Annotated in this window: 10 protein-coding genes; 5 read left to right on the forward strand and 5 right to left on the reverse strand. The window is 59.7% G+C overall.

What is annotated here, in order from left to right; translation table 11 throughout:
* Positions 1-85 precede the first annotated feature (85 nt).
* From AC1DWG_RS24415 to AC1DWG_RS24425, 3 genes are all read right to left on the reverse strand, one after another.
* Entirely contained in the window at positions 86-1960 is a 1875-nt protein-coding gene (locus AC1DWG_RS24415; protein ID WP_477762448.1) for an MFS transporter, read from the reverse strand.
* Between the two features lie 96 nt (positions 1961-2056).
* Positions 2057-3208, reverse strand: a complete 1152-nt coding sequence (locus AC1DWG_RS24420; RefSeq protein WP_477762449.1) for a TDT family transporter — start codon at positions 3206-3208, stop codon at positions 2057-2059.
* A gap of 133 nt (positions 3209-3341) precedes the next feature.
* Positions 3342-4532: an MFS transporter gene (locus AC1DWG_RS24425; RefSeq protein ID WP_477762450.1), complete on the reverse strand. Its 1191-nt coding sequence runs from the start codon at positions 4530-4532 to the stop codon at positions 3342-3344.
* 148 nt (positions 4533-4680) lie between these two features.
* Between AC1DWG_RS24425 and AC1DWG_RS24430 the strand changes: the two genes are divergently transcribed.
* Positions 4681-5217 carry a TetR/AcrR family transcriptional regulator gene (locus tag AC1DWG_RS24430; RefSeq protein ID WP_477788446.1) on the forward strand — a complete coding sequence of 179 codons (537 nt, stop codon included), beginning with the start codon at positions 4681-4683 and terminating at the stop codon, positions 5215-5217.
* 214 nt (positions 5218-5431) lie between these two features.
* Positions 5432-8902 carry a hybrid sensor histidine kinase/response regulator gene (locus AC1DWG_RS24435; protein ID WP_477788447.1) on the forward strand — a complete coding sequence of 1157 codons (3471 nt, stop codon included), beginning with the start codon at positions 5432-5434 and terminating at the stop codon, positions 8900-8902.
* Between the two features lie 39 nt (positions 8903-8941).
* Here AC1DWG_RS24435 and AC1DWG_RS24440 read toward each other — a convergent pair whose 3' ends face one another.
* Both AC1DWG_RS24440 and AC1DWG_RS24445 read right to left on the reverse strand, forming a co-directional pair.
* On the reverse strand, positions 8942-10306 hold the full coding sequence (locus AC1DWG_RS24440) for a DNA recombination protein RmuC (protein WP_162252406.1): 1365 nt from the start codon (positions 10304-10306) through the stop codon (positions 8942-8944).
* A gap of 175 nt (positions 10307-10481) precedes the next feature.
* Positions 10482-10805: a sel1 repeat family protein gene (locus tag AC1DWG_RS24445; RefSeq protein ID WP_477753327.1), complete on the reverse strand. Its 324-nt coding sequence runs from the start codon at positions 10803-10805 to the stop codon at positions 10482-10484.
* A 1006-nt stretch (positions 10806-11811) separates the two neighbouring features.
* Here AC1DWG_RS24445 and AC1DWG_RS24450 point away from each other — a divergent pair.
* From AC1DWG_RS24450 to AC1DWG_RS24460, 3 genes are all read left to right on the forward strand, one after another.
* Positions 11812-12036 carry a hypothetical protein gene (locus tag AC1DWG_RS24450; protein WP_007898912.1) on the forward strand — a complete coding sequence of 75 codons (225 nt, stop codon included), beginning with the start codon at positions 11812-11814 and terminating at the stop codon, positions 12034-12036.
* Between the two features lie 277 nt (positions 12037-12313).
* Positions 12314-12796 carry a hypothetical protein gene (locus tag AC1DWG_RS24455; protein WP_007984504.1) on the forward strand — a complete coding sequence of 161 codons (483 nt, stop codon included), beginning with the start codon at positions 12314-12316 and terminating at the stop codon, positions 12794-12796.
* Positions 12797-12942: 146 nt separating this feature from the next.
* A complete protein-coding gene (locus AC1DWG_RS24460) occupies positions 12943-14214 on the forward strand; it encodes an OmpP1/FadL family transporter (RefSeq protein ID WP_477762453.1) in 1272 nt (423 codons plus the stop codon).
* Positions 14215-14216: the final 2 nt, after the last annotated feature.

Genomic DNA, 14216 nt, shown 5'->3' on the forward strand with positions numbered 1-14216 from the left:
TTTTATGGTGTGTCGGAGACTTTCACCACTCCCGCGATCCCTGTAGGAGCGGGCTTGCCCGCGAAGAGGCCTTCAATGACTACAACTATTTAACGGCCCCACGCAGTTCCCCCACCAATCGCTGCAATTCCACCGGCTCCGCTGCCTCAACCGCCACCGCCGACCCTGCCACCAACGTCACCCGCGACCACAGGCGATGAAACAGTCCCTTGCCCGGATCGCGGCTGAAGAAACTCCCCCACAACCCCTGCAAGGCCAGCGGAATCACCGGCACCGGCGTCTCCTCGAGAATTCGCGTCAACCCGCCCTTGAACTCATTGATCTCGCCATCGGCGGTCAATTTACCCTCGGGGAAGATGCAAACCAGCTCACCGTCCTTCAGATACCGGGCAATGCGCGTGAAGGCTTTTTCGTAGATCTGGATGTCTTCCTGACGCCCCGCGATAGGAATCGTCCCCGCGGTACGGAAGATGAAGTTCAGCACCGGCAGGTTGTAGATCTTGTAATACATCACAAAGCGAATCGGCCGGCGTACCGCGCCGCCAATCAGCAAGGCGTCGACGAATGACACGTGATTGCACACCAGCAACGCCGCGCCTTCATCGGGGATCAAATCCAGATTGCGGTGCTCGACGCGGTACATGGAATGGCTGAGCAGCCAGATCATGAAACGCATGGTGAACTCGGGGACGATCTTGAAGATGTAGGCGTTGACGCCGATGTTCAGCAACGACACCACCAGGAACAGCTGCGGGATCGACAGCTTGGCCACACTCAGCAAGACGATCGAGACAATCGCCGACACCACCATGAACAACGCATTGAGGATGTTGTTGGCGGCAATCACCCGCGCCCGTTCGTTTTCCGCAGTACGTGACTGGATCAGCGCGTACAGCGGCACGATGTAGAAACCGCCGAAGACGCCCAGGCCGAGGATGTCGAGCAACACCAGCCAGGCGTGGCCGAAACCGAGGATATCGATCCAGCCATGACCGGCGGCGCTGTCCGGTATTGAGCCGGAATGCCACCACAACAGCAGGCCGAAAACAGTCAGGCCGAACGATCCGAACGGCACCAGCCCAATTTCGACTTTACGCCCGGACAATTTCTCACACAGCATCGACCCCAACGCGATGCCGATCGAGAACACCGTCAGAATCAGCGTCACCACGGTTTCGTCGCCGTGCATCCATTCCTTGGCATAGGCCGGGATCTGCGTCAGATAAATCGCCCCGACAAACCAGAACCACGAGTTGCCGACAATCGAGCGTGATACCGCCGGCGTTTGCCCAAGGCCCAGTTTCAACGTGGCCCAGGACTGGCTGAAAATGTTCCAGTTCAGGCGCATTTGTGGCGTCGCGGCCGCCGCCCGGGGAATGCTGCGACTGGCCAGGTAACCGAGCACGGCAGTGCCGATGATCGCCATGGACACCACCGGCGCGTAATGCGCCGAAGACATCATGATCCCGGCGCCAATGGTGCCGGCGAGGATCGCCAGGAATGTGCCCATTTCCACCAGGCCGTTGCCGCCTACCAGTTCATCTTCCCGCAGGGCCTGTGGCAGGATCGAGTACTTCACCGGCCCGAACAGCGCCGAATGGGTGCCCATGGCGAACAGCGCCACCAGCATCAACGACAGGTGATCGAACAGGAAGCCGACCGCTCCGACCGCCATGATGGCGATTTCTCCCAGCTTGATCAGGCGGATCAACGCATCCTTGGCGAACTTTTCCCCGAATTGCCCGGCCAGGGCCGAGAACAGGAAAAACGGCAGGATAAACAGCAGCGCACACAGGTTGACCCAGATCGAGCGGTCACCTTCGATGGTCAGCTTGTACAAAATGGCGAGGATCAACGACTGCTTGAACACGTTGTCATTGAACGCCCCGAGGGACTGGGTGATGAAGAACGGCAGGAAGCGCCGGGTGCGCAGCAAGGTGAACTGTGAGGGGTGACTCATCTTCCATGTGTCCCTGATGATAGGTAACGAGTGGCCTGGATTCTTATTGGATTATCAAAAGTCGATCCAGGCCACACCTTACCTAAACTTTGCCGGTTATTTCTTCAATCCGGCAATGCACGGCGAGACAAACAGCTCGCCGCGCCAGGCGCCCAGCACCGTGCGCTTGCCGACGATCAGCCACATCATCGCCAGCAATGCCACCAGCACACAGCCAAACACACTGAAGAACATCAGGTTCAAGGTACTGGCCAGCTTCAACGTCGCCAGAGAATAGACGCCCAACGGGAAAGTGAAACCCCACCAGCCGAGATTGAAAGGAATGCCGGCACGCAGGTAGCGCACAGTGATCAGCAACGCCATCAGCATCCACCACAGACCGAAGCCCCACAGGGTGATGCCGGCCACCAGACCCAATCCTGCAGCAGTCTCACCGACGCCTGGCAAACCGTTGGCCGCGAAAATCAGCGGTGCATCGCCGCCCAGTACCAGCATGCCCAACGCACCGGTGCCGATCGGACCAAGGGCCAGCCAGCTCGAGGCGGCCATGTTTTCGTGGGGCAGTTTATGCAGAGCCATGCGCAGCAACAGAATGGTCAGGATGCTGAAGGCCACCGGCAGGGAAAAAGCCCAGAGCACGTAGCTGGTCACCAGCACCACCAGTTGCGATTGAGCGTCGGCCAGATGCGGCGCCAACAGGCCCCCGCTGGCGGCCGCCACTTCTGCCGCGACCACCGGCAACAGCCAGACCGCGGTCATCTGGTCGATGCTGTGCTCCTGACGGGTGAACATCATGTAGGGAATCAGCACACCGCAGGCCAGCGACATGGCCACATCCAGCCACCACAGCACCTCGACGACGTGAATCACACCGTCGCCCCAGCGCGGCAGGCCAAACACCAGGAAGCCATTGATGATGGTCGCCAGGCCCATCGGGATGGTGCCGAAAAACATCGAAACCGTGGAGTGGCCGAAAATCCGCCGCGCTTCGTCGAAAAACAGCACCCAACGCGCCGTGTATAGCGCCGTAAACAGCAGAAACAGCGCGATGTTGAACAGCCAGAGGGCTTCGGCGAAGGCGTGCAAGGCAGGTATGGCGAGCGGCAATTGCGCCAGTGCCAACGCCAGCACACCGGTGCCCATGGTGGCCGCGAACCAGTTGGGGGTGAACTGGCGGACCACCTCGCGGGGATGCTGCAAGTGACTGAAAGGTTTGATTCCGGGCTTGATGCTATTGGCGCATGTCATGGCGAACTCCTGTCCTCTTGTGAGGTAGAGCCCATGTTAGATCCGAATAGAATATCTATATAACGGGTAATATCTCTATATCTTATCTATTATGCAAATATAGACTCAAACAGGCCCAACGGCCAACCCACTTTCATGGGTTAGCCGCACAGGCGTTGGCAGAACGCTGACGCAGCAAGCCGACCAGCGCGCCGAGGGCCAGGACGATCAGCACCACGCCATAGCCATCGGTGGTGGTGACCAGGCCGAACGTCCGCGTCAGGATTCCGGCCAGCAACGACGGCAAGCAGAACGCCAGGTAACTGAGCACGTAATACGCCGACATCAAACCCGCGCGCTCATGGGGCATGGCCAGCGGCACCAGACTGCGTACTGCCCCCAGGAAACCCGCACCGAATCCACAACCGGCAACGAGGGTGCCAAGGAAAAACAGCGACAGGCTGGCGCCATGCACACCCAGTAAAACCAGGACAAGGCCCGTCGGCAGCAAACTGGCACCCAACTGCAGCGCCAGGGTGGCAGGTCGGTTGCGCAGGGTAAAAATCATCAACGCGCCCGTCACCGTCAATGCGGCGACGGTCGCCCCGCCAATCAGGTTCGACGTTGAACCGGTCGCCGTGCGCACCAGTGAAGGTGCCAGCGACGCGTAAAAACCGCCCAGCGCCCAGGTCGCCGTGTTGAGCGGCAACACCCGCCATAACGTCGCGCGCGCCTGGACCGGCACATGCAGGGTGGGTCGCAATGATGCCCAAGCCCCAGACTGGCGCGTAACACTCTCCGGCAAACGCCAGACAACTACAGCCTGCATCGCGAACAGAACAAGTAACAGCCAATAGGTCAGGTGCAACGGCGCCGGCGCAAACTCGGCCAGCAAGCCGCAGCCCATTCCACCCAGAGCCATGCCGAGCAAGGGTGCGACGCTATTGACCAACGGGCCTTGCTGGCGATCGGTGTCCAGCAACGTTGCACTCAACACGGCAGTCGCCATGCCGGTGGCAAACCCTTGCAGCACCCGGGCACTGATCAGCCACGCAACGCTGTCGGCGTTGATAAACAGCAACATCGCCAGGATGTTCAGCATCACCGCCGTAAAGATTACCGGTTTGCGCCCCAGGTAATCCGACAGCGAGCCGACCGTCAGCAACGCCGCCAACAGGCTGAGGGCGTAGACGGCAAAAATCAGGGTCAGCATCGCGGCCGAAAACCGCATCTGCTCCTGATACAGGTGATACAGCGGCGTCGGCGCAGTGGAAGCCGCCAGGAAACTGAGCAAGGTAACAGCCAGAAACCACAGGCTGGCACGATTTGAATGAGAACCGGGCATGGATACACTCCGCAAAAGCTAATTTTTTGCTTTTGCGGAGTGTGCTACTGGATCCCTCTTAAAGCAAATTCTTTGTGTTAAGGTCCGATGCATGGCTTTCAGGACCGGATGCCAGCCACAAGATCCGGTGCAATACAGGAAACACAAGATGGCAGCTCCCACATTACGCCCCGGCGGCCGTAGCGCCCGGGTACAAGAGTCGATTCATTCGGCCGTGCGTCAACTCCTCGAGGAACAGGACCGCGCCAGTGTAACCGTGCCGCAAATTGCTGCGCGTGCGGGTGTCACGCCGTCCACCATCTATCGACGCTGGGGCGATGTGTCGGCGCTGCTGGCCGACGTCGCCCTCGCCCGCATGCAACCCGACAACGAGCCGGCCAACACCGGCAGCCTTCACGGCGACGTGCGGGCCTGGGCCGAGCAGTACCTGGACGAGATGAGCTCCGAGCCCGGCCGCAACATGCTGTGCGACGTGCAGGCGGCGCTGAAGCCGGGTTATTGCGCGACGATCATTGGCGGGCAACTGCAGACGATTCTGGATCGCTATCCGGATGAGCCCACGCCCAGTGTCGATCGGCTGATCAATCTGATCGCCGCGCCGACGGTGTTTCGCATCCTGTTTGCCGAGGCGCCGCTGGAGGTCGAAGAGTTGCATCGGTTGATCGAGATTGCGCTGGATCAGTAAAAACCATTCGCGAGCAGGCTCGCTCCCACATTTGCCCTGTGTTCGCAGGCCCCTGTGGGAGCGAGCCTGCTCGCGATGGGGCCAGTCCAGACACTGAAAATCCCCCTGCGACACCCCGCCACGCCACGACCTTGGTCGACACTGACTAACGCTGGCGGTCGTGCGAGACTGTCTGTCCGGGCGGGAGCCCGGGAGTCTTTTGTCTGGAGTCCCCATGTCGCTGTCCACCGGGCTGATTGCCGTCGTCGCCCTGGCCTATATGGCCATCATGTTCGCCATCGCCTTCTATGGCGATCGTCGCAGCGCGCCCTTGCCGCCGCGTGTGCGTGCCTGGGTGTACAGCCTGTCGCTGGCGGTCTATTGCACCAGCTGGACTTTCTTCGGCGCCGTGGGCCAGGCCGCCGAACAGCTCTGGTCGTTCCTGCCGATCTACCTCGGGCCGATCCTGTTGCTGCTCGGCGCGCCCTGGGTCCTGCAAAAAATGGTGATGATCAGCAAACAGGAGAACATCACCTCCATCGCCGACTTCATCGCCGCACGCTATGGCAAATCCCAGTCATTGGCGGTGGTGGTGGCGTTGATTTGCCTGGTCGGCGTGTTGCCCTACATCGCGCTGCAACTCAAAGGCATTGTGCTCGGCGTGAACCTGCTGATCGGCGCCGGTGCCGATGCCATGGGCACCCGCGCCCAGGACACTGCGCTGATCGTATCGCTAGTGCTGGCGCTGTTCACCATCGTCTTCGGTACCCGCAACCTCGACGCCACGGAGCACCACCGCGGCATGGTGATGGCCATCGCCTTCGAATCATTGGTGAAGCTGTTCGCGTTTCTCGCCGTCGGCGCCTTCGTGACCTACGGCCTGTACGACGGTTTCGACGACCTGTTCGACCAGGCCATGTTGGCGCCGCGACTCGAACAGTACTGGAAGGAAACCATCAACTGGCCGTCGATGGTGGTGCAGACCGGCGTGGCGATGATGGCGATCATTTGCTTGCCGCGGCAGTTCCACGTGACCGTTGTCGAGAACATCGACCCTCAGGATCTGCGCCTGGCCAAGTGGGTATTCCCGGCCTACCTCGCCCTCGCGGCATTGTTTGTCGTGCCGATCGCACTGGCCGGGCAGATGATGCTGCCCAGCTCGGTGTTGCCAGACTCGTTCGTCATCAGCCTGCCCCTGGCCCAGGCGCACCCGGCGCTGGCCCTGTTGGCATTTATCGGTGGCGCATCGGCGGCCACCGGCATGGTGATCGTGGCCAGCGTGGCGCTGTCGACCATGGTGTCCAACGACATGCTGTTGCCGTGGCTGCTGCGGCGCAACAACGCCGAGCGCCCGTTCGAAGTGTTCCGCCAGTGGATGTTGTCGGTGCGCCGCGTCAGCATCGTGGTCATTCTGCTGCTGGCCTACGTCAGTTACCGCCTGCTGGGCTCGACCGCCAGTCTGGCGACAATCGGCCAGATCGCCTTCGCTGCCGTGACCCAACTGGCCCCCGCCATGCTCGGTGCGCTGTACTGGAAACAGGCCAACCGCCGCGGCGTTTTCGCTGGCCTCGCGGCGGGCACGTTCCTGTGGTTCTACACCCTGATCCTGCCGATTGCCGCTAATAGCCTCGGTCTGTCCCTGAGCACGTTCCCGGGCCTGGCCTGGCTGCACAGCAATCCACTGAATCTGCCGATCACCCCGCTGACCCAGGGCGTGGTGCTGTCACTGGCAGGCAACTTCACGCTGTTCGCCTGGGTCTCGGTGCTGTCCCGCACCCGGGTTTCCGAGCACTGGCAGGCGGGCCGCTTCATCGGCCAGGAAATCAGTGCCCGCCCCAGCTCACGCTCGATGCTTTCAGTGCAGATCGACGACCTGCTGCAACTGGCGGCGCGCTTCGTCGGCGAAGAACGTGCCCGTCAAAGCTTCATCCGCTTTGCCTATCGCCAGGGCAAAGGCTTCAACCCGAACCAGAACGCCGACAGTGAATGGATCGCCCATACCGAACGCTTGCTGGCCGGTGTGCTCGGCGCCTCTTCGACCCGCGCGGTGGTAAAAGCCGCCATTGAAGGCCGGGAGATGCAATTGGAAGACGTCGTGCGCATCGCCGACGAAGCCTCGGAGGTGCTGCAATTCAACCGTGCGTTGCTGCAAGGCGCCATCGAGAACATCACCCAGGGCATCAGCGTGGTCGACCAGTCGCTGAAACTGGTGGCCTGGAACCGTCGCTATCTGGATTTGTTCAACTACCCGGATGGCCTGATCAGAGTCGGCCGGCCGATTGCCGACATCATCCGTCACAATGCCGAGCGTGGACTGTGCGGCCCCGGCGAGGCGGAAGTTCACGTCGCGCGCCGCCTGCACTGGATGCGCCAGGGCCGCGCGCACACCTCCGAGCGCTTGTTCCCCAACGGTCGGGTAATCGAGCTGATCGGCAATCCGATGCCAGGCGGTGGCTTCGTCATGAGTTTCACCGACATCACCGCGTTCCGCGAAGCCGAGCAGGCGCTGACCGAAGCCAACGAAGGCCTGGAGCAACGGGTCACCGAACGCACCCACGAATTGTCACAGCTCAACGTCGCCCTGACCGAAGCCAAGGGCACCGCCGAGGCGGCCAACCAGTCCAAGACCCGTTTCCTCGCGGCTGTCAGCCATGACCTGATGCAGCCGCTGAATGCGGCGCGGCTGTTCTCCGCCGCCCTCTCCCACCAGAACGATGGTTTGTCCGGCGAAGCGCAGAAACTGGTCGAGCACCTGGACAGCTCACTGCGCTCGGCCGAGGACTTGATCAGCGACCTGCTGGACATTTCCCGCCTGGAGAACGGCAAGATCAACCCGAATCGCCAGCCATTCGCTCTCAACGAACTGTTCGACACCCTTGGTACCGAGTTCAAGGTGATGGCGCGAGAACAAAAACTGGAGTTCCGCGTTCGCGGCAGCGCGCTACGGGTCGACAGCGACATCAAACTGCTGCGGCGGATTTTGCAAAACTTCCTGACCAACGCTTTCCGCTACGGCAAAGGGCCGGTGCTGCTGGGGGTTCGCCGGCACAGGGAAGCATTGAGCCTGGAAGTCTGGGACCGTGGGCCAGGTATTCCGGAAGACAAGCAGCAGGTGATTTTCGAAGAGTTCAAGCGCCTCGACAGCCACCAGACACGGGCCGAAAAAGGCCTCGGCCTGGGGCTGGCGATTGCCGACGGGCTATGTCGCGTGCTCGGTCATACCTTGCGCGTACGCTCCTGGCCGGGACGCGGTAGCGTGTTCAGCGTCAGCGTGCCCCTGGCCCGGGCGCAAACCGCAGCGCCGGTCAAAGTCGCCGAGCTCAATGGCAAATTGCTCAATGGGGCGCAGGTGCTGTGCATCGACAACGAGGACAGCATCCTGATCGGCATGAACAGCCTGCTCAGCCGCTGGGGTTGCCAGGTCTGGACCGCGCGCAATCGCGAAGAATGCGCAGCGTTGCTGGGCGAAGGCGTGCGCCCGCAATTGGCGCTGGTGGATTACCACCTCGATCATGGCGAGACAGGCACCGATTTGATGGCCTGGTTGCGCACGCAAATGGGCGAGCCGGTTCCCGGGGTGGTGATCAGCGCCGATGGCCGGCCGGAGACGGTCGACCTGGTGCATGCCGCGGGACTGGACTATCTGGCAAAACCGGTGAAACCGGCGGCGTTGCGGGCGTTGTTGAGTCGGTATTTGCCGTTGTAGCGCGGCAAGCTAACACTTTACCCACTGTGGCGAGGGGGCTTATTCCGGCAACTCGACCAACCCATCGACATCCGTCATCGCCCGCTCCAGCAAGTCCGCCGGCAGGCTCTTGCTCGCCCGTGCGCCCAGCAGCTTGAGCTGTTCACTGCGACTGACCAGGTTGCCACGCCCCTCTGTCAGCTTGTTGCGTGCCGAACTGTAGGCCTTGTCCAGTTGCTGCAGGCGATTGCCAACTTCGTCCAGATCCTGAATGAACAGTACGAACTTGTCGTACAGCCACCCGGCCCGCTCGGCGATCTCCCGGGCATTCTGGCTCTGGCGCTCCTGTTTCCACAGGCTGTCGATGACACGCAGGGTCGCCAGCAAAGTGGTGGGGCTGACGATCACGATGTTACGGTCGAATGCCTCCTGAAACAGCGTCGGCTCAGCCTGCAACGCGGCAGAAAACGCCGCCTCGATCGGTACGAAGAGCAACACGAAATCCAGGCTGTGCAAGCCATCGAGACGCTTGTAATCCTTGCCGGCCAGGCCTTTGACGTGATTACGCAATGACAGCACGTGCTGCTTGATGGCGATCTGGCCGATGGCCTCGTCCTCAGCCGCCACGTATTGCTGATAGGCCGTCAGGCTGACCTTGGAGTCGACCACGACCTGCTTGTCGCCCGGCAGATAAATGATCACGTCCGGCTGAAAACGCTCGCCGTCCGGTCCCTTGAGATTGACCTGCGTCTGGTACTCGCGGCCCTTCTCCAGTCCCGCATGCTCGAGCACGCGCTCCAGAATCAGTTCACCCCAATTGCCCTGGGTCTTCTGCCCTTTCAAGGCGCGGGTCAGGTTGGTGGCTTCATCGCTCAAGCGCAAGTTCAGCTGTTGCAGTCGTTCCAGCTCCTTGGCCAGGGAGAAACGCTCACGCGCCTCGTTCTGATAGCTTTCCTCGACACGTTTTTCGAAGGACTGGATGCGTTCCTTGAGTGGATCGAGCAACTGCCCCAGGCGCTGCTGGCTGGTTTCGGCAAAACGCTGCTCGCGCTCATCGAAAATTTTCCCCGCCAGCTCGGCGAACTGCGCGCGCAACTCGTCCCGCGAACCTTGCAGGTCGTTGAGGCGTTGCTGATGACTGTCCTGTTGCTCGCGCAATTCGGCGTTGAGCGACGCGGCCTGGGCATCCAGACGGCGCAATTCGGCTTCCTTGCCGGCGCGTTCGATATTCCACGCATGGGCGGCGTCCCGGGCGTCGTCGCGCTCGATCTGCAGCAGTTCGACTTCACGACGAAGCGCCGCCAGATCCGCCTGTTTGGCGGCGTTGGCCTGGGTCAGATCAGCCGCTTCATCGCGACTGGACTCGAGCTGAGCATTCAATCCGTCCTGCGCCAGTTGCGCCATGGCCAGGCGTTCTTGCAGCAGCGCGACATCGGCTTGCGTGGTGCTGGCCCGACGCTGAAGTTGCCAGGCCAATACCAGCAACGGCAACGCAGCCGCTGCCAGACCCAGCAATACGCTGGTCAAGTCCATTGCCATAGCCACTCCTGCCATTCGAATAAAGCCTGAAGGTTAACCAAGGCGCCAGATCTTGGACAGCTCAGTCTTCGATCAGCCCCAGTTCCTGTTGAGCGCGGCGATCGCCTGCCCGAGCGGCCTGACGCAGCAGGTCCTGGCCGATCCGGCGGTCCCGGGCATTCCCGCATTCCCGGCACATCAATTGGCCAAGGCGACTTTGCGCAGCCACCACGCCTTCACGGGCCGGTTGCTTGAGCAGACGTCCGGCAATGTGTTTGACGTTACGGTTTTCGCCCAGATGCGGACTGTCCAACAGCCACTCTGCCACGCGCATGGAAAAGCGCTTGGTAGGGGCAGCAGAGGGTGGTGTAGAGGAAGAGGAAACGGAGGCTGAGCGAAACTTCATAAAGCACTGTGGGGCAGATCGGAAGGCGCGCAACTTTACTCTCTTTTTCTTACAGGTAAAGCTGAAAATATCCCGGCACGCCCGTCCTAGAGCAAGCGCTCGGGACAATCCACAGAAGCTGTGGATAACTCAGTGGACAACCGCTCCTGAACCCGCTCAAAGCCCTGTGGAATGGGGCTCGCAGTCAAACTGACGATTTTTTCACCAGTAAAAAAAAGCGATGTTTTTCATTGACTTAAATTTTGGATACAGGCAGCCACTACGCTTGAACGTGAGATGACAGCGGGGTGACAGAGTGCGCAACTAATGTGCACAAGTGCCTTCGCGACGGTTATATCGATGCACTTTTTCGGCGCGCTTTTTGGTCATGCCTGGGGATAAGCCTTGGCAAACCCGGTGTTTAGACGGCTGCGTTGCTACCAAGGTCGATGACCGATGGTCGGATTTTGTTCTGCTACAGGGCGTAGCAATCGCAGGCACAGCAACTTCATACGCTTGGCTACAAGACAAAACAGCCCGCTTGAGCACCTGCCGGGAAATTCTTTTCGCTAACACACTTCCCTTGGCCGGTTCAATCCGTTAGTATCCGCGGCGTTAGTACCAAGCTGAAAGTCAATTCTGGTCGAACAAATCCCCCCGGTCAGCCTTCCCAACGGAAGCCTCCACCGAACTAGCGGGATCGACCACCTCGATGGTTTCCAGGTAAATCTTGCGCCAACACAACCTTTGAATCGAAAGCAAAGGGTGTTGCTCCGCCTGCTTACTCTGCTCGAACCAACCTGCAAATTGATCAGGATCTTCACCCCGGGCCCAGAACCTTTGCCCTCGATGTGTTGCCTGCCCTCCTAAGTACCTACCTGCCAGCCCAAGCGCGCCAACTTGTCAGCGCTTCAAACTGGCTGCTTTGTTCCAGTCGGGTTCTTCGTTCGACCAATGGTGGTCGTCGTCACTGGAACGTTTTAACTTTGCACGGTTCTTATCCGTGTCGCTTGTAGGAACACCAATTATGTCCACTCAAATCCACACTCAGGATGCCATTCGCACCCTAACCAACGCTTTTGCTCCAATGAACTGCCTGATCATGGCCGCTCGCAAAGGCTGCTTCAGCTTCACTCTGGTCAATGAACATGGCATCGCCCGTCACAGCGAACGCCTGTACCCCGATCAATACTCCAGCGCCGAGCCGCTGCAGGCCGTGATCGAGCGTACCCGTCAGGCACTGGTTGCCTGAAACACCAGAAAGGCTGAAAAACCGAAAGCCCTGCCCCGAAAAGCAGGGCTTTTTATTGCTCGATATTTCCCTTTCCTCGAATCACGACTAAGCACGATCCGATATAACGGTTATAACTGGTCGCCGGAAATATTTTAAAAACAGGCCTTTACAACGCAAATATGACACTACACTTCAACTCAAGCGGCTTGACCCGCTTGCGGCGAGCCTGATTCGATTCACTGCTGCCAAGCCCCCCCTTCAGGTATCGCCGTCCAACTCAGGTTTCGAGGGTTTTATGGGTATCGCTGCCAGCGAACTGTGCCGTTATGTGATTCGTCCGACATTGATCTACCTCGGACGCCATAGCGCTACTGCCGAATCCCTGCTGCTGGGCATTGCCGCCAGCCAGTCCGCCCTTGGTTCCGCCCTGCATGACCGCCGTGGGCACGGCCTGTACCGCATCGCCGAGCCCCGCCACCAGGCCCTTTGGGACCATTACCTGGCCCTTGATCCGGAGCGTGCAAGCCTGGTCCGTGGCCTGGCCAGCCAGCATGCGTTTCTGAGTGGCCCGCACCTCGAATTGACCGTCAACCTGCGTTACGCCACAGCCATCGCCTGGCTGCTGGTGGAAGAACAGAATACCCCCCTCCCCGCCCCGGATGATTTGTTGGGTATGGCCAGAATCTGGCGCCAGACCTTTCAGCCCCAGGGGCGTCTGCGTGATTTCACCTGCGCCTGGCAAACCTGTGTTTCACCCCTGAATCAGGTCGCCTGCTGACACGTCTGAATCCAAAGATCGCGCAACACGCCGCGATTCTGGTCGGATTGTCCTACAAAACCGCTCTAAATCAAGCGATACAGCCTATGGCGCCGGGACGAAAATATTGGTAATTTTCGCCCCGGTGATCACCAGGAGTTCTAATAATGAAAAAAGTAATGCTCAAAACCACCCTTAGCCTCGCCGTTGCCTTGGCATCCACCCAGATTTTCGCGAGTGGTTTTGCCCTCAACGAACAGAGCATCAGTGGAATGGGGACTGGTTTTGCGGGACGATCTTCATCTGCCGATGATGCAAGCACTGTTTTTGGCAACCCTGCCGGCATGTCGCGAATCAAGCGCCAGGAAGTCACTGGCGGGATCGCAGCTATCGATGCCTCGTCTGATATCAAAGACGCCCAAGGCGCCCACCCGGGTACCAACAAAGGCGACATGGTGCCATTCACAGCCGTTCCGATGGGCTATTACGTCAAGCCGATTGATGATCACTGGGCATTCGGCCTCGGTGTCTACGCACCTTTTGGTCTGATTACCGACTATGAAAATGGCTTCCAGGGTGCCGGTTTCGGCAGCAAGAGCGAAGTCAAGGTTGTCACCTTCCAGCCTACCGTCAGCTACGCCTTTAACGACAAAGTATCGATTGGTTTCGGCCCGACCATCAACCGCATTGGCGGCACTCTGGAGTCGGATGTACCTCTTTTTGGCGATACCCACGTCAAAATCAAAGGGGATGATGTCGCTCTTGGCTACAACTTCGGGGTCCTGGTACAAGCAACAGACACCACTCGTGTCGGCCTGACCTATCACTCGAAAGTGAAATACAAGATTGAAGGTCATACCGATATCAGCGCAGGCGCAAATTCACCTTCCGCCCTCCTGAAAAGCAATCGATACGATGCTTCGCTGAAAATCGAAACACCTGAATCTGTCGACTTCTCCGTGACACAACAGCTGACGGATGCGTGGACCCTTTATGCAGGTTCCACCTGGACTCGCTGGAGCCGTTTGAAAGACATCACCGTCAACAACGACGGCGTAACCGCGGCACAAGGCGGTGCATTGTCCCCGGCCCTGTTCGGCACCATTACGGAAGAGCAGAACTGGCACGATACCTGGGCCTACGCCATCGGTACCTCCTACCAGCTGAATAAGCAGTGGGTATTGCGCACCGGCCTGAGCTTTGACCAGTCGCCTACCAACAATACCGACCGATCCCCACGTATTCCTACAGGTGACCGCACAATCTTCAGCCTTGGCGCCGGCTACAACGTCACCGATGATCTGACCATCGACGTCGCCTACTCCTACCTGAAGGAAGAAGCTGTCAAGATGGATCGCTCCAACCTGGTAGACAGTTACAGCGCCAAGTACGAAAACAGCGCCAACGGTTTCGGTGTCGGTGCGACCTACCGCTTCTGATG

It is taken from the genome of Pseudomonas sp. P4_B3 (genome assembly GCF_056402295.1).

What these genes read in the sequence shown, in the direction of transcription:
- AC1DWG_RS24420 (WP_477762449.1), bottom strand. Translation starts at nt 3,208, where the DNA reads ATGACATGCGCCAATAGCATCAAGCCCGGAATCAAACCTTTCAGTCAC.
- AC1DWG_RS24435 (WP_477788447.1), top strand. Translation starts at nt 5,432, where the DNA reads ATGTCGCTGTCCACCGGGCTGATTGCCGTCGTCGCCCTGGCCTATATG.
- AC1DWG_RS24415 (WP_477762448.1), bottom strand. Translation starts at nt 1,960, where the DNA reads ATGAGTCACCCCTCACAGTTCACCTTGCTGCGCACCCGGCGCTTCCTG.
- AC1DWG_RS24450 (WP_007898912.1), top strand. Translation starts at nt 11,812, where the DNA reads ATGTCCACTCAAATCCACACTCAGGATGCCATTCGCACCCTAACCAAC.
- AC1DWG_RS24460 (WP_477762453.1), top strand. Translation starts at nt 12,943, where the DNA reads ATGAAAAAAGTAATGCTCAAAACCACCCTTAGCCTCGCCGTTGCCTTG.
- AC1DWG_RS24445 (WP_477753327.1), bottom strand. Translation starts at nt 10,805, where the DNA reads ATGAAGTTTCGCTCAGCCTCCGTTTCCTCTTCCTCTACACCACCCTCT.
- AC1DWG_RS24425 (WP_477762450.1), bottom strand. Translation starts at nt 4,532, where the DNA reads ATGCCCGGTTCTCATTCAAATCGTGCCAGCCTGTGGTTTCTGGCTGTT.
- AC1DWG_RS24430 (WP_477788446.1), top strand. Translation starts at nt 4,681, where the DNA reads ATGGCAGCTCCCACATTACGCCCCGGCGGCCGTAGCGCCCGGGTACAA.
- AC1DWG_RS24455 (WP_007984504.1), top strand. Translation starts at nt 12,314, where the DNA reads ATGGGTATCGCTGCCAGCGAACTGTGCCGTTATGTGATTCGTCCGACA.